22 protein-coding genes are annotated in these 18286 nt (G+C 33.8%); 6 read left to right on the forward strand and 16 right to left on the reverse strand.

Annotated elements, in window-relative coordinates; genetic code table 11:
- The first annotated feature begins 13 nt into the window (after positions 1 to 13).
- The gene (locus J3U18_RS08895; protein WP_065733601.1) at positions 14 to 1195 is read left to right on the forward strand and encodes a serine hydrolase; all 1182 of its coding nucleotides are present in this window, start codon (positions 14 to 16) and stop codon (positions 1193 to 1195) included.
- A gap of 132 nt (positions 1196 to 1327) precedes the next feature.
- On the opposite strand, the gene fliR is transcribed toward J3U18_RS08895, so the two are convergent.
- The 13 genes from fliR to fliF all read right to left on the reverse strand — a co-directional run bounded on the left by fliR (position 1328) and on the right by fliF (position 11936).
- Positions 1328 to 2131, reverse strand: coding sequence for a flagellar biosynthetic protein FliR (gene fliR / locus J3U18_RS08900; RefSeq protein WP_267353703.1), 804 nt, complete (start codon positions 2129 to 2131; stop codon positions 1328 to 1330).
- Between the two features lie 5 nt (positions 2132 to 2136).
- On the reverse strand, positions 2137 to 2406 hold the full coding sequence (gene fliQ / locus J3U18_RS08905; RefSeq protein ID WP_065561876.1) for a flagellar biosynthesis protein FliQ: 270 nt from the start codon (positions 2404 to 2406) through the stop codon (positions 2137 to 2139).
- 14 nt (positions 2407 to 2420) lie between these two features.
- Complete coding sequence (gene fliP, locus J3U18_RS08910; RefSeq protein WP_416380401.1) at positions 2421 to 3164, reverse strand: flagellar type III secretion system pore protein FliP; 744 nt, start codon at positions 3162 to 3164, stop codon at positions 2421 to 2423.
- Position 3165: 1 nt separating this feature from the next.
- A complete protein-coding gene (gene fliO, locus J3U18_RS08915; RefSeq protein WP_065561874.1) occupies positions 3166 to 3537 on the reverse strand; it encodes a flagellar biosynthetic protein FliO in 372 nt (123 codons plus the stop codon).
- Between the two features lie 13 nt (positions 3538 to 3550).
- Positions 3551 to 3865 carry a flagellar motor switch protein FliN gene (fliN, locus tag J3U18_RS08920; RefSeq protein ID WP_370632649.1) on the reverse strand — a complete coding sequence of 105 codons (315 nt, stop codon included), beginning with the start codon at positions 3863 to 3865 and terminating at the stop codon, positions 3551 to 3553.
- 46 nt (positions 3866 to 3911) lie between these two features.
- A complete protein-coding gene (gene fliM / locus J3U18_RS08925; protein WP_267353705.1) occupies positions 3912 to 4943 on the reverse strand; it encodes a flagellar motor switch protein FliM in 1032 nt (343 codons plus the stop codon).
- A 5-nt stretch (positions 4944 to 4948) separates the two neighbouring features.
- Positions 4949 to 5410, reverse strand: coding sequence for a flagellar basal body-associated FliL family protein (locus J3U18_RS08930; RefSeq protein ID WP_267353707.1), 462 nt, complete (start codon positions 5408 to 5410; stop codon positions 4949 to 4951).
- 175 nt (positions 5411 to 5585) lie between these two features.
- The gene (locus tag J3U18_RS08935; protein WP_267353709.1) at positions 5586 to 6677 is read right to left on the reverse strand and encodes a flagellar hook-length control protein FliK; all 1092 of its coding nucleotides are present in this window, start codon (positions 6675 to 6677) and stop codon (positions 5586 to 5588) included.
- Positions 6667 to 7131 (reverse strand): flagellar export protein FliJ, encoded by a 465-nt coding sequence (fliJ, locus tag J3U18_RS08940; RefSeq protein ID WP_065561869.1) that lies wholly within the window; start codon positions 7129 to 7131, stop codon positions 6667 to 6669. Before fliJ ends, J3U18_RS08935 begins: the two co-directional genes overlap by 11 nt.
- The gene (fliI, locus tag J3U18_RS08945) at positions 7115 to 8512 is read right to left on the reverse strand and encodes a flagellar protein export ATPase FliI (protein ID WP_267332176.1); all 1398 of its coding nucleotides are present in this window, start codon (positions 8510 to 8512) and stop codon (positions 7115 to 7117) included. Before fliI ends, fliJ begins: the two co-directional genes overlap by 17 nt.
- A complete protein-coding gene (locus J3U18_RS08950) occupies positions 8502 to 9260 on the reverse strand; it encodes a FliH/SctL family protein (RefSeq protein ID WP_081299432.1) in 759 nt (252 codons plus the stop codon). Before J3U18_RS08950 ends, fliI begins: the two co-directional genes overlap by 11 nt.
- Positions 9244 to 10242, reverse strand: coding sequence for a flagellar motor switch protein FliG (fliG, locus tag J3U18_RS08955; protein WP_065561866.1), 999 nt, complete (start codon positions 10240 to 10242; stop codon positions 9244 to 9246). The genes J3U18_RS08950 and fliG overlap by 17 nt, the downstream gene beginning before the upstream one ends.
- Positions 10242 to 11936: a flagellar basal-body MS-ring/collar protein FliF gene (gene fliF / locus J3U18_RS08960; protein WP_065561865.1), complete on the reverse strand. Its 1695-nt coding sequence runs from the start codon at positions 11934 to 11936 to the stop codon at positions 10242 to 10244. The genes fliG and fliF overlap by 1 nt, the downstream gene beginning before the upstream one ends.
- Before the next feature lie 171 nt (positions 11937 to 12107).
- On the opposite strand from fliF, the gene fliE reads away from it, so the two are divergent.
- On the forward strand, positions 12108 to 12401 hold the full coding sequence (gene fliE / locus J3U18_RS08965; RefSeq protein WP_416380402.1) for a flagellar hook-basal body complex protein FliE: 294 nt from the start codon (positions 12108 to 12110) through the stop codon (positions 12399 to 12401).
- Between the two features lie 235 nt (positions 12402 to 12636).
- On the opposite strand, the gene fliT is transcribed toward fliE, so the two are convergent.
- The 3 genes from fliT to fliD are packed head-to-tail and all read right to left on the reverse strand — an operon-like array spanning position 12637 to position 14797.
- A complete protein-coding gene (fliT, locus tag J3U18_RS08970; protein ID WP_267353714.1) occupies positions 12637 to 12981 on the reverse strand; it encodes a flagellar protein FliT in 345 nt (114 codons plus the stop codon).
- Between the two features lie 2 nt (positions 12982 to 12983).
- Entirely contained in the window at positions 12984 to 13352 is a 369-nt protein-coding gene (fliS, locus tag J3U18_RS08975; protein ID WP_065561862.1) for a flagellar export chaperone FliS, read from the reverse strand.
- Between the two features lie 11 nt (positions 13353 to 13363).
- A complete protein-coding gene (fliD, locus tag J3U18_RS08980) occupies positions 13364 to 14797 on the reverse strand; it encodes a flagellar filament capping protein FliD (RefSeq protein ID WP_267353716.1) in 1434 nt (477 codons plus the stop codon).
- 660 nt (positions 14798 to 15457) lie between these two features.
- Here fliD and J3U18_RS08985 point away from each other — a divergent pair.
- From J3U18_RS08985 to flhC, 4 genes are all read left to right on the forward strand, one after another.
- Positions 15458 to 16270, forward strand: a complete 813-nt coding sequence (locus J3U18_RS08985; RefSeq protein ID WP_065562537.1) for a flagellin — start codon at positions 15458 to 15460, stop codon at positions 16268 to 16270.
- A 172-nt stretch (positions 16271 to 16442) separates the two neighbouring features.
- Complete coding sequence (locus J3U18_RS08990; RefSeq protein WP_267353718.1) at positions 16443 to 17159, forward strand: RNA polymerase sigma factor FliA; 717 nt, start codon at positions 16443 to 16445, stop codon at positions 17157 to 17159.
- A gap of 185 nt (positions 17160 to 17344) precedes the next feature.
- Positions 17345 to 17665 carry a flagellar transcriptional regulator FlhD gene (gene flhD / locus J3U18_RS08995; protein WP_141673924.1) on the forward strand — a complete coding sequence of 107 codons (321 nt, stop codon included), beginning with the start codon at positions 17345 to 17347 and terminating at the stop codon, positions 17663 to 17665.
- Positions 17666 to 17678: 13 nt separating this feature from the next.
- Entirely contained in the window at positions 17679 to 18284 is a 606-nt protein-coding gene (gene flhC / locus J3U18_RS09000) for a flagellar transcriptional regulator FlhC (RefSeq protein WP_081299485.1), read from the forward strand.
- The last annotated feature ends 2 nt before the right edge of the window (positions 18285 to 18286 follow it).

Genomic DNA, 18286 nt, shown 5'->3' on the forward strand with positions numbered 1-18286 from the left:
GGAATTTTTATAAATGAAAAAGAAATTTAAATTATCTTTTGGATTATTAGTGCTCGCAATATGTTCTTCTGCTTCTGCGGAAATGGCTTTTCCTATACCGGCTATTCCACAACTAGATGCTGAAGCGTATATCTTAATGGATGCCAAATCTGGCGAAATTTTAGCGCAATATAATGCGGAACAACAACGCGATCCAGCAAGTTTAACTAAAATGATGACAAGTTATGTTGTTGGTCAAGCCTTAGAATCAGGCCGAATTAAAAATGATGATATGGTATTAGTGAGTAAAGATGCGTGGGCAACAGGTAACCCAGTATTAAAAGGCTCATCATTAATGTTTTTAGAAGTCGGTAAGACTGTTTCGGTCTCTGATTTAAATAAAGGTATCATTATTCAATCGGGTAACGACGCATGTATTGCTATGGCTGAACATGTTGCAGGTAGCCAAGGTGCTTTTGTTAATTTGATGAATGAATATGCGAAAAAAATTGGATTACAACACACTCATTTTGAAACTGTGCACGGGCTTGATGCACCGGGTCAATATACCACAGCTAAAGATATGGCGTTGTTAGGTCAGGCTTTAATCCGTGACTTACCAAAAGAATATGCAATTTATAAAGAAAAAGAATTTACCTACAATCTTTCTAAACCTCAAATGAATCGTAATGGATTACTTTGGGATACTACATTAAATGTAGATGGAATTAAAACTGGACATACTAACGCAGCCGGTTATAACCTTGTTGCTTCTGCTGTTGATGGTAATACACGTTTAATTTCAGCGGTATTGGGTGGTCGAACATTTAAAGGTCGTGAAGAAGAAAGTAAAAAATTACTTACGTGGGGATTTCGATTCTTTGAAACGGCAAATCCAGTAAAACCCAATGATCCACTCGCGATTGAGTCAATTTGGTATGGTGATGAAAATAAAGTTAAATTAGGTGCGATCAATGGCGCTTATATCACAGTGCCGAAAGGTCGTTCAGCAGATGTTAAAGTGCAATATACCATTGATGATTACATTTATGCACCAATAACCAAAGGAACCGCGGTTGGTAAAATTCAATTTTTATTGGATGATAAAGTTATCAATGAACAATCTTTAGTTGCGCTTGAAAATATTGAGGAAACTGGATTCTTCGGCGGCATTTGGGATTGGATATGTTTACAATTCCATAAATTATTTAATTAATTTTTTCTTAATAACCGCTGTGTGACTTTTGTTTACGCAGCGGTTTTTTATTTTAAGCAAAATTTGATTTTATCAAGCGTTAATTATCTCTAATTTAGGCGTTCAAAAACCCCGTTCCTCAACTTTTTTTGTCTAAGTAGATACATCAGCAAGATAGATTAAGATGCGAGAAATTGTTGAAAAGATCTGTTCTAAAATTGATTCGACAAACAATGGTAAAGCAGAAAATAGATACGATAACATCGTTAGCCCACATAATAATGTAAGCGGGTAGCCGACCACAAAAATTGATAGTTGTGGTGTAAATCTATTTAATAAGCCCAATGACAGATTAATAATAAGTAATAATGTCATTAATGGTAATGCCAACATAATACCGTTATTAAATAATAGACCCGTTATTTCGATTAAGGCTAAATAGCCGTTTTGTTTTAAAGGATAGGCCGTAATAGGAATGATATCAAAACTGTTAGCTAATCCGTAAAGTAACCATAAATGACCATCTAAACTAAGAAATATCAACATAGCAATAATATTAATTAAACGTGATAATACCGAGGTTGATGGACCGCTGATAGGATCATAAAAAGTGGCCATTCCTAATCCCATTTGCATACTAATTAATTCCCCCGAAAATCTAACCGTCATAAAGGTAAGTTGTATTGCAAAACCAATTAGGATGCCAATCATGATTTGCTGAGCAATAATCCAGATGCCCATTAATGAATAAAGGGTAAGGTTGTCGTCTAACTTTGGTAAAGGTAACACAATGACTATAAGTATTGCTAAACCTATTTTTACACGGTTTGGTACTTCTTTTTCGCCAGTGATTGGTGCGACCATAATTAAAGCTAAAATACGAACAAAAGGGAGAAAACTTGATTGAACCCAAGCAAAAAAATCAATATTCAATAGATCGACAATAGCTAAATCCATTAAGGTTAACTTGTTAGGTTGGGAATGCTAGTGATGACAAGGCGAATATAGTCGATCATTGTGGTTAGCATTGATGGACCTAAAATAATTAATACTAGAATAACAGCCAAAATTTTTGGGATGAAAGATAACGTCATCTCATTAATTTGGGTTGCTGCTTGTAGTAAACTGATGATTAATCCTGTGACCAGTGCCGCTATTAATAAAGGACCAGCAAGCGATGCTGCAACCTTGATGGCTTGTATGGCGAAATGGCTAATATATTCAGATGGCATTATATTCCTTTACTTTAACTAAAAAAACTTTGTGCTAACGAACCTAATAGTAAGTGCCAGCCATCAGCTAATACAAACAACATAATTTTAAATGGTAGAGATACCGTTGCGGGTGGGACCATCATCATCCCTAACGCCATTAAGGTACTGGCGACAACTAAATCAATTACTAAGAAAGGAATAAACAGTGTAAAGCCAATTTGAAAAGCGGTTTTGAGTTCACTAACGATAAAAGCCGGCACCAAAATTCGTAGTGGGATATCTTCACGAGTTTGAATTTCATTCGTATGAGACATATTTACAAATAACCCTAAATCGCTTTCACGAGTCTGAGAGAGCATAAATTCACGAAGCGGTTTTGTTGCTTCATTTAACCCTTCTTGCATGGTGATTTGTTGTTTCGAATAAGGTACATACGCCTCTTGATATATTTTATCGAGTGTTGGTGACATGATAAAAAATGTCATAAATAACGCAATGCCTATTATCACTTGATTAGGTGGTGCAGATTGTGTGCCAAGTGCACTTCGCAATAATCCTAATACAATAATGATCCGAGTAAAACTCGTCATTAGTAGTAGAATAATAGGGATAAAAGTGAGTAAAGTTAAAAAGACTAAGGTTTCAACAGGTAAAGACCAACTTTGTCCTTCTTGATAGGGTGTTTGAGAAACAATTGTTAATGGTGATAATTGAGCAAAACAACATTGACTAAAAAACAGTACGTTTAGCAAAATAATATGTATTAACCGCACTATGTTACCTCTTGTCTAACACAGATTGTAATATCTGATTAAACAGGTTACTTTTTGACAATTGCTCAACCTCAGCGGGCTCAGCTAATAACATTTCAGTGCGTTGTTCATTTATGGTGTGCAGTAATGTCATTTGTTGTGCAGTAACACCAACTACCAGTAATTGATGATCTACATAAACCAGAAGAATTCGCTCTTTAGCACTTATATTATAAGTTGCTTTAATATCAATGAATTGTTTCGTAGACTTTTTCCAACCAATTCGTTTTATTATCCATGCTAAAAATAAGATAACAGCAATTACACAAAAAAATGCCATGCCGATCTGGCTATATAGGCTTGATTCTACAGGAATGGCGGATAAAGTTTGGGTCATGGTTATCTCATTTTTAACGGCTTAATCTACGAACACGTTCTGATGGAGTAATAATATCGGTAATTCGTACTCCATAATTATCGCCAACTACAACGATTTCACCTTGGGCGATTAAGTAACCATTGATAAGTATGTCTAAAGGCTCACCGGCTAAACCGTCTAAGGCTATAACTGAACCCTGAGTTAAATTTAAAAGATCTTTAATGGCCATTTTGGTTCGACCAAGTTCTACGCTTAGATTAACTGGAATATCTAGGATAAGGTTAATATCTTGCTTTTTTACGTCTGTTGGTTGTGGTGAAAGGGTTTCGAAAATAGCTTCTTTCATTACTGATTCATCACTAATATTTAGTTGGCTATCATCACTTGGTATATCACTCATTGAACACTCCTTCATTCAATTGTTCTAAAACTGGATTGCTTATCTGATCTACTTGGATTGCATATTGTTTATTGACGCTACCATAATGACCTTTTAATACTGGTACACCGCCAATGGTGACATCAAGGATTGTTGGTTTTTCGATATCCAAAATATCACTGACTTTTAATGCTAATAATTTGGCAACAGTTGTTTGAATGTTTGTAAAGTTTGCGACTAACTCAACGGTTGATTGTTTAATACCACTCGTCAGTGAGCTCATCCACACGTTATCATCTTGGTGAGTTTGGTTTTCTATCGGTGGTTTAATTAATAGCTCTTTAATTGGTTCAACCATTGCATAAGGAATACATATGCAAAATGTTCCTTTAAAATTACCAATTTCGACTAAAAATGATGAAGTTAACACAACATCGTCAGGCGAGCTGGTAATGTTGGTAAATTTGCTTTCTACTTCAGAGCGGATGTATTCGGTTTCAATATTGTATACATCAATCCAGGAGCTTTGATAAGTTGTTAAAGCAAGACTTAATACTCGTCGAATAATCTCTTGCTCAGTATGAGTAAACTCTCGTCCTTCAGTATCAACATTAGTAGTATGGCCATCCCCACCAAAAAGAGTATCAACAACAATAAATACTAATTCAGGTGAAAATGAAAATAAGCAACTTCCCCGCAAAGGGTTAAGATGAACTAAATTTAAATGATTGGTTGCTGAAACATGTGAAAACTCTTTAAACGTTTTGGGTTCAATGGGTGAGGTTATAACATCAGTATTTCGGCGTAATAAATTAAATAATCCAATTCTAAATTGACGTGCAAAGCGTTCATTAATAATCTCTAACGCGGTTAGTCTTTCAGGGATAAAGCTATGTTTAACTGATATATCATAAGGCTTAACTTCAGTCCGTTTACTTTGTTGTAAATGATAATTTTGCTCAGCATCATTTTTTATGCTGGCTGAATTATTTTGTGAATGCAAAGATTCACTTTTATCGGTATTAGGTTGAAGCTTATCAGACATGATAATTACCTTACAATGAAATCAGTAAATAGAACTTCATCAATTTTTACTGAATGTTTTGCATCATATTGGCGAGATAATGCCATTTTTATCTGCTCTTGTAATTCAAGTTTGCCTGACTCTTTCTTTAAATTATTAACGTACTGTTTTGAAGTTAACAAAAGTACGTCACTTCTTACTTCAGGAAGATAATCTAATAAAACGGTTTTTTGTTCTTCATCAGCGACGCGTAACACCATACCAACGTATAGAATTTTATTGATTTCTAAATTTTCTTTAGATGGTGGAAGTGAAATTGTGAAAGGTTTTAATGTTAAAAAAACCGGTGATAACACTTCTGGTTCTACATGGGGCTTTGTTTTAGGAGAATCTTGTAACCATAAATAAGCAGCAAAACCTGTTGCTAAAAGGGTAATTAAAATAAGTACTAGATTTAAAATACTTATTTTTTTCTTGGTAGTTTGCATATTTATTATTGTCTCAATGAAAATTAATGAAATGTCTATTTAAATAGCCAAAAATTACCAAAATAATAAATCATGCTTTGAGAATTAATTGGAAGAATAGGCAGTAAAAATATGACCTATTCAACCTTTTTAATCTCTAGCTATCAAAACGTAGTACTGTTTCAAATACTATTATTTAGGCAAAAATACTTAATCCTGATTGAACAATGTTTGATGGATGATCAAGTTCATGAAGTGTTTGATTTTTATCGTCCATTAATTGCTCTATTTCAAACTCTTGTTTATAAGGTGATGAGGAGTCATTCATCATTGAAAAATCACTAATATCGGTCTGCTCTAACATAATACCTTGTTCTTCCAATGAAGTTCTTAATTGCGGTAAAGCTGATTCTAACACGCTTTTAACCATATTATGTGCAACAGCCATGTGAAGGTTCATTTTGTCATCAACTATTGCCAATTTAATATGCAGCGAACCCAATTCTTCAGGATGTAATTTGATTTCCGCATTTTGGATACCTTGACGACAAACGAGACTAATTTTTTCGTTTAATGTTTTTTGCCATTCAGTAATATCCATTGGCATAGGTAAATTTATATTTAACGTTTTTTGACTTTCAATTAATGGTGTTGATGTGGTTAATTGATTTGGGCTATGGACTAGTAATGTAGGTTCTTGTTCAAAGTGGTTAATATCAAAATTGGTGATAGGTAAATCGATATTATTATTTTGAGTATTAGTAAGAGTTGGTAATGGTTGATTTGAGGTTTTAACTGAATTTATATTGGTTGATATATTATGTTCATCATTCGTTAGCAAGCTTGTTTGTTCATTTGCTTTAATGATCACTTGTTCACTACTATTAATAATAGTTAGAATTTCTGCTGCTTTTTCATCTACATTGATATCATCAGAAATTGGTGCCTTTAAAAGTATATCATTAGCTGTAGTATTAATTTTTAATTCACGTATTGCTGGCTGTTCAGTATGATTATGCTCATTATTAATTATAGGCTGTTCTTCGACTTGCAAAGTTAGTGGAAATAGTGTGAATAATTCATCACTATCTTCCTCTTCTTGATCATCTAATTGATGATCGAGTTTGTTCTCGAAAATATCAGCTTTGGCTAGGCTATTATTTTCGCCTAACTCTTGTTTTTCATTAAACTGTAATAAAAGCTGAAACAAATCGTCTTCAATAATTGATACTTCATTCAATTCTATAGGTGATATTAATGGGATATCACTAAATTGATTAATATTCATTCAACATTCTCCTTGCTAACTGCTGCTGTGCAAATTCATCGGTTAATTTTTGTTGTAAACGGCTTTGCTGTAGCAGTAGTTTTTTATCTTGTTTATCTAATAATGTGGTGTAAGTATTGAGACTTTTTTGTGATTGATTTAGCTCATTGGTAATCTGTTTTTGTTTAATTTCTAAAGTTAACAATAACTTTTTTTGTTGTGTGATCCCTTGTTCAATAGCAGTAATAAAAGCATTAAAATTGTTCAGTTCTGATCCTGTAATGCCAACTGATAACGCTTTATTTAAGCGCTGTTGGTACTCATTATAGTAATCATTCAATACATTTAGTTGTGATTGAGCATTACGCTTATTATCATGCGCATTTTTTAATTTAATCAATTTGTCGTCGACTGATTTTTCAGCTAACTTTTTTAATGTTAAAAAGGCAAATTTACCATTATATTGATTGGCCATTGTTCTTTCCTAAGTTTGAATCAACAATTCTTGCTAACTGTTGATAAGCGTCTTGATAACTACAATGTTCATAAATTCCTTGTTGTAAAAATTGTTGCATAGCAGGAAAAAGCGTTATTGCCTTATCTAATAAAGGATCGGTTCCTGCTACATAAGCGCCAACATTAATTAAGTCACGATTTCGTTGGAAACTTGAAAATAATTGCTTAAATAACCGTGATTTTTTTTCGTCTTTGGTTAGTTCTGTCATCACGCGACTTATTGATGCTTCAATATCAATAGCTGGATAATGACCTGATTCGGCAAGAGAACGGGATAAAACAATATGTCCGTCGAGAATTGCTCTAGCTGAGTCAGCGATAGGATCTTGCTGGTCATCACCTTCGGTTAGCACGGTATAAAAAGCGGTAATAGCGCCTTTGCCTTCAGCGTCATTACCGGCTCTTTCAACTAATGCTGGTAATTTTGCAAATACTGAAGGAGGATATCCTTTAGTCGCTGGTGGTTCACCGATCGCTAAGGCTATTTCACGTTGTGCCATGGCGTATCGTGTTAATGAATCCATAATGAGTAATACATTAAATCCTTGGTCACGAAATTTTTCAGCAATTTTAGTCGCGTAGGCTGCACCTTGTAGACGTAATAATGGCGATACATCAGCAGGCGCGGCAACAACAACAGATCGAGCTAAGCCCTCTTCACCTAAAATATTTTCAATAAAATCTTTTACTTCTCGACCTCGCTCACCGATTAAACCAACCACAATAATATCGGCTTTGGTGTATCTTGCCATCATGCCAAGTAAAACACTTTTACCAACGCCTGAACCTGCAAAAAGCCCCATTCGCTGACCTTGACCAACGGTTAATAATGCATTGATTGCACGAATGCCAACATCGAGAACTTGATGAATTGGTGTTCGGGTTAGCGGATTTAGTGTTTTATTAATTAATCCTTCATATTCGATATCTTCAGGTAATGGTTTGCCATCGAGAGGTTTTCCCATTGCATCGACAACTCGGCCTAATAACCCCATACCAATTGGTAAAACTTTGTGGCTAAAATGTGTTAAATCATATTGTGATGTATAAACTCTTGCATCGAGTAATATACCGTCTGTTGATTCAAACGGCATGAGGTATAGTGTTTTTCCTTTAAAACCAATTACTTCACACTCAACAGCTTGGATTTTGCCATCTAATTGTCGTTCAACAAAACAGTTGGATCCTAATGGTAGTTTTAAACCAATAGCTTCTAGAACAAGACCAGACGCTTTAACCAATCGACCATATTGACGAATTAAAGATGCAGACTCTAATTTCTGTTTAGCACTATCAATTTTAGTTGCCCATTGCGTACAAAAGCTCACCTTAACGCTCATCTCCATGCACTGTGTCTGAAATAATTTGCCAGTGATTGGTTATACTTGCGTCGATCTCATTTGTTTCAGTAAATATTTTGCAGCCACCTAATTCTATATTTGCATCGGCAATAAATTGCCATTCGTTTTTTAGTTGATCATCTAGCTGTGGCTCTAGCCATAAAAAATCATTCGGATTGATTCGAACCACAATCGGTGCAATTGTATTTTGTTCAATTAATGACTTGATCGAATGCATTAATTGCTTTTGTTTTACTTTGGATAACGAACCAACAGTTTTTTCAGCGGCAAGTAAAGCGAGATCAAATAGCTTTGGTACAATTTTTTCATCAATTTGATTAATTGACTGCTGAAAATGAATTGCTAGATTTTTGATGGATTCAACAGTATTTAATTTTTCTTCGTTTATCTGTTGTTCTATTTTCTCCAGGCCTTCTTGTTGGCCTATTGTTAACCCTTCCTCATACCCTGTTTGTTTACCAATATTGAAACCTTCTTCTTTACCTAGATTAAAACCTTCTTGATAGGCTTCTTCTCGTGCTTGTTGTTTGATATTTTCAAGTTCTAGCGTTATTTCAGGGCTATTAATATCAATAAAATTGGTATCGGCCTCATCGACTATTTCAAGTTCTGGTTCACACTCTTCTTGCTCATCGGTTTCAGGAATGAGTGGTGATGATTCTGCTAAATCTTGAAAGTGTAATGGTTTCCAAGTTAAGGTATTAGCTTGATTATACATATTCATCATCACCGCTACTTAAGATCATCTCACCGGTTTCAGCTAAACGACGAGCAATAACCAAAATTTTCTTCTGTTCGGTTTCAACTTGTGACAAGCGCACTGGTGGTCTGTTTTCTAAATCTTCACGTAATATAGATGCAGCACGTTGCGACATATTCGATAATAATTTTTCCCGTAATGGTTCTGTCGCACCTTTCAGGGCAATAATTAAGGTTTCATTATCCACATCTTTGAGTAGACGTTGGATACTTCTATCATCCACATCAACCAGATTTTCGAATAAGAACATTTCATCAATGATTTTTTGAGCTAACTCATTGTCATAATCACGTAATGCATTGATAACCAATTCTTCTTGTTGTGATTTCATCAGGTTGATGATTTCTGCTGCGGTGCGGATACCCCCCATATTATTAAGCTTAATATTTTGTCCATGTAGTAAAGTTGATAACGATGTTGATAATACCTCTAACGCTGAAGGCTCTACTCCACCGAAGGTTGCAATACGTAGCATTACATCATTACGCAGATCATCATCAAATAGATTTAATATCTCAGCAGCTAAGTCACGATTTAAGTGAACTAAAATTGTGGCGATAATTTGTGGATGCTCTTTCTTAACCAAATCAACAGCTCTGGCCGCATCAACAAAGTTAAGCATTTTTAAGCCATCGGTAGTATCTTCAATATCGGTATCTAATAGTTCATCAAGTAGACGGCTGGCTTTATCACTACCAATTGATTTTTCGAGAACTTTTCGTAGATAGCCATTAGTATCGGTATTTAATACGGCACAATCATCAAGTGTGGTTTGACACTCATTAAGAATATTTTTGAGTTGTTCTTGTGTTAATTGTGGCAATCCCATCATGGCACTACTAATTTGTTGTACCTCTTTATGGTCTAAAAATTGCATTACTTTTGCAGCTAATTCTTCACCTAAAATCATTAAAATTGTCGCTGCTTTTTGAGATTCACTTAAATTCATTACTCGGTGTCCTTCTTGTTCATCCAACCACGAATAATGAGAGCCATTACACGAGGATCTTTTTCGACAATTTTTCGGATGTATTGCTGTTGTTGCATATTATCTTCAAAAATTTTCTGTTGCAGTTTACTGTGTGCTTTATAATCAAGCTTATCTTCAGCGCCCATCGTGCCGTCAGATTTATCCGTATTGAGGTATTGTCTTTGAATCTTAATCCATACCGAACGCAGTACTTTTCGCCATGCATACCATATTATTAAGATATAAATTAGATATTTAATTGCCGTTTTCAGCATGTCGTAAACTTCATGTTTTTGTAAAAAGGTGATGGCGTCATTTTCATCATCTATTTGATCTGTAAATTTCAAATTTGCCACCGTTAATGAATCACCACGCAAGTCTGAAAATCCCATAGCTTGACGTGCTAGCGCCTCAATATGAGTAAGCTCTTCTTTATCGAGTTTTACCCATTTTTCGACCGCTTCATTTTTTTGATTTTCTTCATTTGACGATGCAACTTCATTGATTGTCGCAAATTTGTAATTAACTAGAACCGCGACAGATAAGCGCTTGATACGACCTTCAGGAATTTTGCTATGAATAATTTGACGATTAACTTCAAAGTTCAACGTATTATTGGATTGTAAATGATACATTTTTTGCTTGTCGTCTTTATCTTTTGCTTCATTCTCTCCATCAATTGGTGCACTTGGTGTTGGTACTGGTTGGTTAGATAAAGCCCCTGGTACACCACCAATAGCATTGCTTGATGCTAATTGACGGTTTTCAACTTGCTGCTTACTGCGAATGGTTTGATTGTTAACATCGCTATTAGGATCATAGATTTCGGATGTTGATTCCTGACGGCTAAAGTCAATGTCAGCATTAACTTGAACTTTAACATTTTGTTTACCTAAAATCGGTATAATGATTTTTTCTACGCGTTCACGCACCAAATTTTCGATTCGTTCACTATATTCTAATTGGGCAACATTAACGTTAGTATCGCGGTATTTTTCTCCAGTCAATAAATTACCGTTTTGATCGATGATAGTGACTTTATCCGCTTGTAATTCCGGCACACTACTTGAAATTAAGTGGATAATAGCGTCAATTTGACCTTGAGATAGCGAGCGACCCGGTAATAAAGTTAATGCGACTGATGCAGAAGGGAATTTTCTTTCTCTAACAAATAAAGAGGGTTTTGGCATAGCCAAATGCACTCTGGCATCATCAACACTACTAATGATTGAAATTGTTCTAGATAATTCGCCTTCTAATGCTCGTTGATAATTGATTTGTTCATTGAACTGGCTCATTCCAAAGCTTTCTTTATCGAGCAGTTCAAAACCGATAGCACCGCCTTTAGGTAAACCTTGTTGAGCAATTCGTAGGCGAGTATCATAAATTTTATTTTCGGGAATTAAGATCGTTGTACCGGATGATGAAAACTTATAAGGAATATTCATCTTATCAAGTTGGCTAATGATTTCACCGCCATCTTTATCATTCAAATTACTAAATAGCACACCGTAATCATCACTCTTAAGCCATAAATAGGTGATACTACTTATAGCTATTACGATCACTCCTACAATAAGGAGCAGCATTTTACGATTTTGTTTTAATTGATTGATAAATGGTAACTTATTCAATATTGATTCGCCTTTGTTACCTACTGACTGGCTATCCATATGTATCCTAATTCTAAACAGGTTAGATTAATTCTAGGGTCTATTATCTGTGTATTTATAAAAATCAATAGCTAAAAAAGCACATGCTTTACCCTTTAGTTATCGCTTTTAGATTGTTATCTTTGTGATAATTTAAGCGGTAATTTTATTAAGATGAATATAATTAATATGATGAACAGTATCGAGGCTTTTAATCCGGCAACTAAATTGGATTTTTCTTCGAATCAACAGGTAAGTAAAGAGCAAAATTTTGTTGCTGAATTAAAAATGGCATTAGATAAAATTAGCCAAACTCAAATTGAGGCAAGTAAGCAAGCTAAAGCTTTTGAAATGGGTGAACCTAATGTTTCATTAAATGAAGTAATGGTTAATATGCAAAAGTCTTCGATTTCATTGCAATTTGGCGTGCAAGTTAGAAATAAGTTAGTAGCAGCGTATCAAGAAATCATGAATATGAATGTTTAATTTATTAATGATTCTATTTGTTTAAAAATCGCCATTCATCAACTGCCAATTTTTATCAAAAATTGGTTTTCATCTATATTGTTAAAAAGTCAGCCTACTATTCACCTTTTATAACCTTAACTAGTTTAATTTGATAATAAAAAAAGTTGAGGAGCGGGGTTTTTAGCGATTCTAATATGCAAAAAAACCCCGCTCCTCAATTATTTTTAGTCTATTTTTTTGATTACTTAGTGAATTATGCTAGGTTGGCAATTTTTTGGTAACTATCTATTTTAGTTTGATAATTAACCTGCTCGCCAATGAGTCTGGTAAGTTCATCATGCCGTAGATGTATTAATTGTTCTAATTGCTCTTGATAACCCAAAATATTATTGATATACATTCGAATCATATCTTGCTGTGGTGATGGTATCGTATCAATTAGTTGGATATCTTTAGATAATTGGTGGTATTGAGCTTGCCAGCTGATTAATGATTCCCAGTTTTCTTTTTGTGCATTAATTAGCATTTGCTCAACAACATAATTAAGCTTTTCATATTGTTCTAATAATAAATTATTATTTAAAACTGATGTTCCCATAACTATGCTATCTCCCGCCAAGCTTGAGCAATGTTATCAAGCAAATTAAAACAGACTTGCAGTTTGTCTTTATCATTATGTAAATTGGCTAAAACCAACTGCTGACTGATGTATTGATATAATTGATCTAAATTTTCGGCAATTTCACCACCTTGCTCTAGATCAAGTGAACTCTTAAGTCCATTATCTATAATATTAATTGCTTTCGAAATGGCTTGCCCTTTGCCTGCAATATTCCCTTTTTCTATATATAACTCAGCTAAACGAATAGCATTAAGTGCGCCCTCGAATAATAAAACAATAAGCTGATGTGGCGAAGCCTGATTAACACTCGTTTCTAAATTAACTTGCTTATAAGCTTGAACTCCCATTTTTATATTCCTTATTTTTTCATGTTCGCCATCATTTCGAATTGTGTGGTTAAGTAATTGCTCATACCATTTAATTCATTGATCAAGATATCTAATTTAGTAAACTGTACACGATAACGTTCAATAGTTTGGTCAATAGAGTTGTTAACTTGATCATAGCGTTTATCTAATGATTTTAAGGTTGAGTTTAAGCCGTTAGTTGCGGTATCAATCATGCCATCACTATCAATGAAGCTACTCACTTTGGCACATACTTCGTTAGCTATGCCTGTCGTTTCACCATCACCAATAAATAGTATGGCGACTGCTTCACTGTTTTCTTTGAGGGCTTTTTCTAATTCGTTTTCTTTAATAATTAGCTTGCCATTACTATCCATATTGATACCGATTTGAGCCAATACAGAGATTTCACCAGCTTGACCTTTCGAAAAGATAGATCGGATACTTTGATCTATATTACGTAGTGTTGAATCACCAACCAGTGGTCCATTATTACTATTTAATTCATCTGAATTGGCATCACTAGCAGTAAATTGAGTTAAGGTTGATATCGTTGATTGTAATTGATTAAATGCCTCCACCCACTCTTTAAGTGCCTCTTGGGTTTTTTCGTTATCTGCGTTAATAGTTAAATTTTGCGATGTGGTGGTTACTGCTTTTAAAGTGATATCAACGCCAGGGATGACATCTTTAACGGTATTTGATGCACTATTGACGGTAATACCATTAAAACTAAATTTAGCATCTTGCGCTTTAGCGACTTCGCTCATTGCTGATGAATCAGCTTGATTAATATCAAAACCAACTAATGAATTGAGTTTTTCATCATCGGATGATATTGAAGTTATAGTTTGTTGTTCACCTGTTTCTTTAGATGTGATAACCAGTTGATAGCTATTGGTTCCTGAACGAACAATTGTGGCATTAACGGGAGATTCACTGATTGAGCCATCTTCATTAACCACTTTAGCTTGGTTAATTGCATTTGCGATTGATTCTAGAGATGTTTCATCTTTAGCTAAAGTGACATTTAATTTTTGACCATTAGCTTGTTCGATGGTGATTGTTCGCGTTTCATTATTGTTACCTAACGCTGTTTGTTTATCGTTTATTGTATTAGTAGCAACGCTGTGTGCGCTAGCAAGTTGTTGCACACTCACTGCATAATTACCTAATTGAGCATTGCTACTTACGTTAGTAGTAAAGTAGTTGTCATTGCCCGATACCGATCTAGCTTGGAACAGCTCTTTTTTTTGTAGTTTTGCTGTTGCGCTATTAAATGTTGATAATGCACTTTTTAATTTGCCAAAACCGCTTATTTTATTATTAATTGTTTTTTGCTGTGCTTTTATTGGCGTAAGACGGTTTTTTTCTACCGCTTCTAATTGATCTAATACTTCATTTAAATCAATACCAGAACCAATCCCCAATATACTCATTGCCATGTTTTATTATCCTATTATAAATTCTTTCATCTCTTGTTTTATCGACTGATGTAATAAAAAGTTTAGATATTTTTACTAATAAATAATTAGGTTTTGGCAATGCATATATTGCTAGACGATTTTATCTATTCAAAAACCAGTTATTTATTCAATTATAAATGTTATATCCATATCAATTTTGCACTGTAAAAAGATGTAGGTGACATATCGCTACTGGAGTTATAAATTATCTTTTTAATCAATGAACTTTGATATTTTAGAGTGTTAAAAGCTAAATGTTTTTCTAAATGGTTTTAAGGATGGCAGTCGTAATTTAAAAATAAAATTAAGTAGTGATCTTTCTAATATAATTTCTATTATTAGTAAATATATTGCAATTATTTAAATAGATAGGAGGTTATGCACTTTTGCCGCGGCCTTTATTAAATAAGGCTATCAACTGTTTTTTACCGATTAATTTACATATAAAAATGTATTAGGACCTCTGATCGTTTTATCAAACTTAATTAGTTATTCGGTTTTATTCGACGACATAAAATAAAAATTAAAAAAATATTAAAGTTTCTTTTTTTAATACCGATAACTAAATCATCAGCAAAAGTATTGAATAATATTTTCAATATCTCGTTGATCTAACTAATCATATTAAAGGAGATAAAAATGGCACAGGTAATTAATACCAATACTATGTCTTTAATGGCAAGAAACAATCTGAATAATTCTCAAAGTGTTCTTGGAACTGCAATTGAGCGTCTATCATCAGGTATGCGTATCAATAGCGCTAAAGATGATGCAGCAGGTCAAGCAATCGCTAATCGTTTTTCTTCAAATATTCGTGGTTTAACTCAAGCTGCACGTAATGCAAATGACGGTATCTCTTTAGCTCAAACAACTGAAGGTGCATTAAACGAAATTAATAACAACGTTCAACGTATTCGTGAATTGACTGTTCAAGCGGCAAATGGTACAAACTCTCAAAGCGATTTAGAATCAATTCAAAACGAAATTGATCAACGTTTAGAAGAGATAGACCGTGTATCTAAACAAACTGATTTCAATGGTACTAAAGTATTATCTGCTGATAAAACACTTAAAATACAAGTGGGTGCAAATGATGGTGAAACTATTGAAATCAATTTGAAAAAAATTGACAGTACTGAACTCGGTTTAGCTTCATTTAATGTTTCTTCAAGCCCAACAGCAGATCCTTTAAAAACACTTGATGCTGCATTATCAAAAATTGATGAATTACGTGGTGAGCTTGGTGCGGTACAAAATCGTTTTGAGTCAACTGTGACTAACATCAACAATACAGTAAATAACTTAAGCTCAGCGCGTAGCCGTATTGAAGATGCAGATTATGCTGAAGAAGTCTCTAATATGACTCGTGGTCAAATTTTACAACAAGCAGGTACATCAGTATTAGCACAAGCTAACCAAGTACCTCAATCTGTACTATCTTTATTACAATAAAGTATATCTCTAAAATTTTACTTTAATTTTTATACTATAGTAATAATGGTATTTTTTAATACCATTATTGCTAATAATGTTAATTACCTATTTTTTAATACTTTATTCTTGCCATTAACTCAGTCAATTATCGTCATAATATTCCTTAGCATTTTTTACAATGGTTTAGGAAATGAGTGATAACCTGTATAACTCTCAGGGTGTAGTGAATCAAATCGATTGGCAACAATATATCTATTTAGTTCGTAATGAAGCGTTGAAATTAGCTGTTCGTTTACCGACGACGATTGAGCTTGATGACTTGTTACAAGTTGGTTATATCGGTTTATTAGAATGCATAAAACGTTATGATGCAGCACAAGGTTATACTTTTACTACATTTGCTATTCCTAGAATAAAGGGAGCAATGTTAGATGAGTTGCGTAGTCGTGACTGGCTACCAAGGCAAACTCGAAAAAAAATTAAAGATGTCACTAACGCCATTAATGAATTGGAACAAATTTTAGGTGTCCCACCTAATGATCACCAGATAGCTGCACATCTGCAATTGTCTCTTACTGAATATCGCAAAGTGTTATTAGATTCAAATTATAGCCAAATCTGTTCTTACGATGAGATACAAAAAAAACTCGGCGATAATTTGGATGTGCTGATTGAGCCTGATTCCGATAACAATCCTTTTGCTTTTATTATTAATGATGAAATTCGCAATATTATTGTTCAACAAATTGATAACTTACCTGAAAAAGAAAAAATGGTTTTAGCGCTCTATTATCAAGAAGAGTTGAATTTAAAAGAGATTGGAAAAGTGTTAGATATTAGTGAATCTCGCGTAAGTCAATTACATAGCCAAGCAATAAAACGAATACAAAGTAAAATTAATATATAAAAAACAGAATAAAACAGTAAAACATGAAAAAATAAATTGAAAATAAATCGAAATGATTTTTTTATTGACCTTTTGCTTTTAAAAATGTAACTTTAAGTGAAAAAAAACGAATTAAGATATTTTTTACTGATTTCGCATTTTTTTATGCGAGAAAAATATAAATTTTGGTGAGTAAATTGGGAAATATACAAGAAGACGATATTTTGAAATGTATACATCATTTAAATCTTTCAACGCTTTTATTAAGCCAAAGGATGATAGAGAAAGATAAAGTGATGGCAATGTATCGATTAGGAATTGATGAAAAAACCGCTGATATTTTGAGTAATTTAAGTGCTTCTCAAATGTTGGTTTTATCTGAAACCAATCAATTAACGTTTCAATTTCGATTTAAAAATTCAGCAATGATGGAAAAATTAACTGAAGAGTCTCGCGTTAGTGATATAAAGCAGATGCATACAGGGATCCTTCTATCAAGCTTACTTTTAGATTCTATTAATAAGTAGGTAAATGATAAAAATGAGTAGCAAAAGCATTATCCAAAAATATAAAGAAGTCCAATTAGCTATTCGATTAATTACACTCGGCGCTAGAATTCAAATGTTGGAAAGTGAAACCAATTTAAGCCGTGGAAAGCTGATTAAATTATATAAAGAAATCCAAGGATGCCCACCACCTAAAGGTTTACTTCCTTTTTCTACCACGTGGTTTATGACTTGGGAGCCTAATATTCATTCAAGCATGTTTTATAATGCTTACCGATTTTTAGTCAAGCATGGTACTAAATCTGGAGTTCATGCAATTGTTAAAGCTTATCAACTTTATTTAGAGCAATGTTCCCTTCATCACGATGAAGAGCCGGTTTTAGGCTTAACTCGTGCATGGATTTTAGTTAAATTTGTTGAAAGTAATGTTATGCAGCAATCGTGTTGCAAAGAGTGTAAAGGGCGATTTATTACACACGCTTACCAGCCACATAATAGTTTTGTTTGCAGTTTATGCCAACCGCCATCAAGGGCCGAAAAAAATAATAAAACGCATAAAGAAAGCCAAGCAAAATGCTTACAAGTTTTATCAATACCTAGTGCATTCAACTTAGTCACCGCAAATCAGGTAACGGTTTAGAT

Source organism: Gilliamella sp. B3482 (genome assembly GCF_026536805.1).
In the GTDB taxonomy this organism is placed as follows: domain Bacteria; phylum Pseudomonadota; class Gammaproteobacteria; order Enterobacterales; family Orbaceae; genus Gilliamella; species Gilliamella apicola_E.

Coding starts and splice junctions, on each gene's coding strand:
- fliM (WP_267353705.1), bottom strand. CDS start 4,943: ATGTCTGATAAGCTTCAACCTAATACCGATAAAAGTGAATCTTTGCAT.
- fliI (WP_267332176.1), bottom strand. CDS start 8,512: ATGAGCGTTAAGGTGAGCTTTTGTACGCAATGGGCAACTAAAATTGAT.
- fliT (WP_267353714.1), bottom strand. CDS start 12,981: ATGGGAACATCAGTTTTAAATAATAATTTATTATTAGAACAATATGAA.
- fliS (WP_065561862.1), bottom strand. CDS start 13,352: ATGGGAGTTCAAGCTTATAAGCAAGTTAATTTAGAAACGAGTGTTAAT.
- J3U18_RS08985 (WP_065562537.1), top strand. CDS start 15,458: ATGGCACAGGTAATTAATACCAATACTATGTCTTTAATGGCAAGAAAC.
- fliD (WP_267353716.1), bottom strand. CDS start 14,797: ATGGCAATGAGTATATTGGGGATTGGTTCTGGTATTGATTTAAATGAA.
- fliQ (WP_065561876.1), bottom strand. CDS start 2,406: ATGCCATCTGAATATATTAGCCATTTCGCCATACAAGCCATCAAGGTT.
- fliJ (WP_065561869.1), bottom strand. CDS start 7,131: ATGGCCAATCAATATAATGGTAAATTTGCCTTTTTAACATTAAAAAAG.
- flhC (WP_081299485.1), top strand. CDS start 17,679: ATGAGTAGCAAAAGCATTATCCAAAAATATAAAGAAGTCCAATTAGCT.
- fliO (WP_065561874.1), bottom strand. CDS start 3,537: ATGACCCAAACTTTATCCGCCATTCCTGTAGAATCAAGCCTATATAGC.
- J3U18_RS08990 (WP_267353718.1), top strand. CDS start 16,443: ATGAGTGATAACCTGTATAACTCTCAGGGTGTAGTGAATCAAATCGAT.
- fliE (WP_416380402.1), top strand. CDS start 12,108: ATGAACAGTATCGAGGCTTTTAATCCGGCAACTAAATTGGATTTTTCT.
- fliG (WP_065561866.1), bottom strand. CDS start 10,242: ATGAATTTAAGTGAATCTCAAAAAGCAGCGACAATTTTAATGATTTTA.
- fliR (WP_267353703.1), bottom strand. CDS start 2,131: ATGGATTTAGCTATTGTCGATCTATTGAATATTGATTTTTTTGCTTGG.
- J3U18_RS08950 (WP_081299432.1), bottom strand. CDS start 9,260: ATGATGAATATGTATAATCAAGCTAATACCTTAACTTGGAAACCATTA.
- J3U18_RS08895 (WP_065733601.1), top strand. CDS start 14: ATGAAAAAGAAATTTAAATTATCTTTTGGATTATTAGTGCTCGCAATA.
- J3U18_RS08935 (WP_267353709.1), bottom strand. CDS start 6,677: ATGAATATTAATCAATTTAGTGATATCCCATTAATATCACCTATAGAA.
- J3U18_RS08930 (WP_267353707.1), bottom strand. CDS start 5,410: ATGCAAACTACCAAGAAAAAAATAAGTATTTTAAATCTAGTACTTATT.
- fliF (WP_065561865.1), bottom strand. CDS start 11,936: ATGGATAGCCAGTCAGTAGGTAACAAAGGCGAATCAATATTGAATAAG.
- fliN (WP_370632649.1), bottom strand. CDS start 3,865: ATGAAAGAAGCTATTTTCGAAACCCTTTCACCACAACCAACAGACGTA.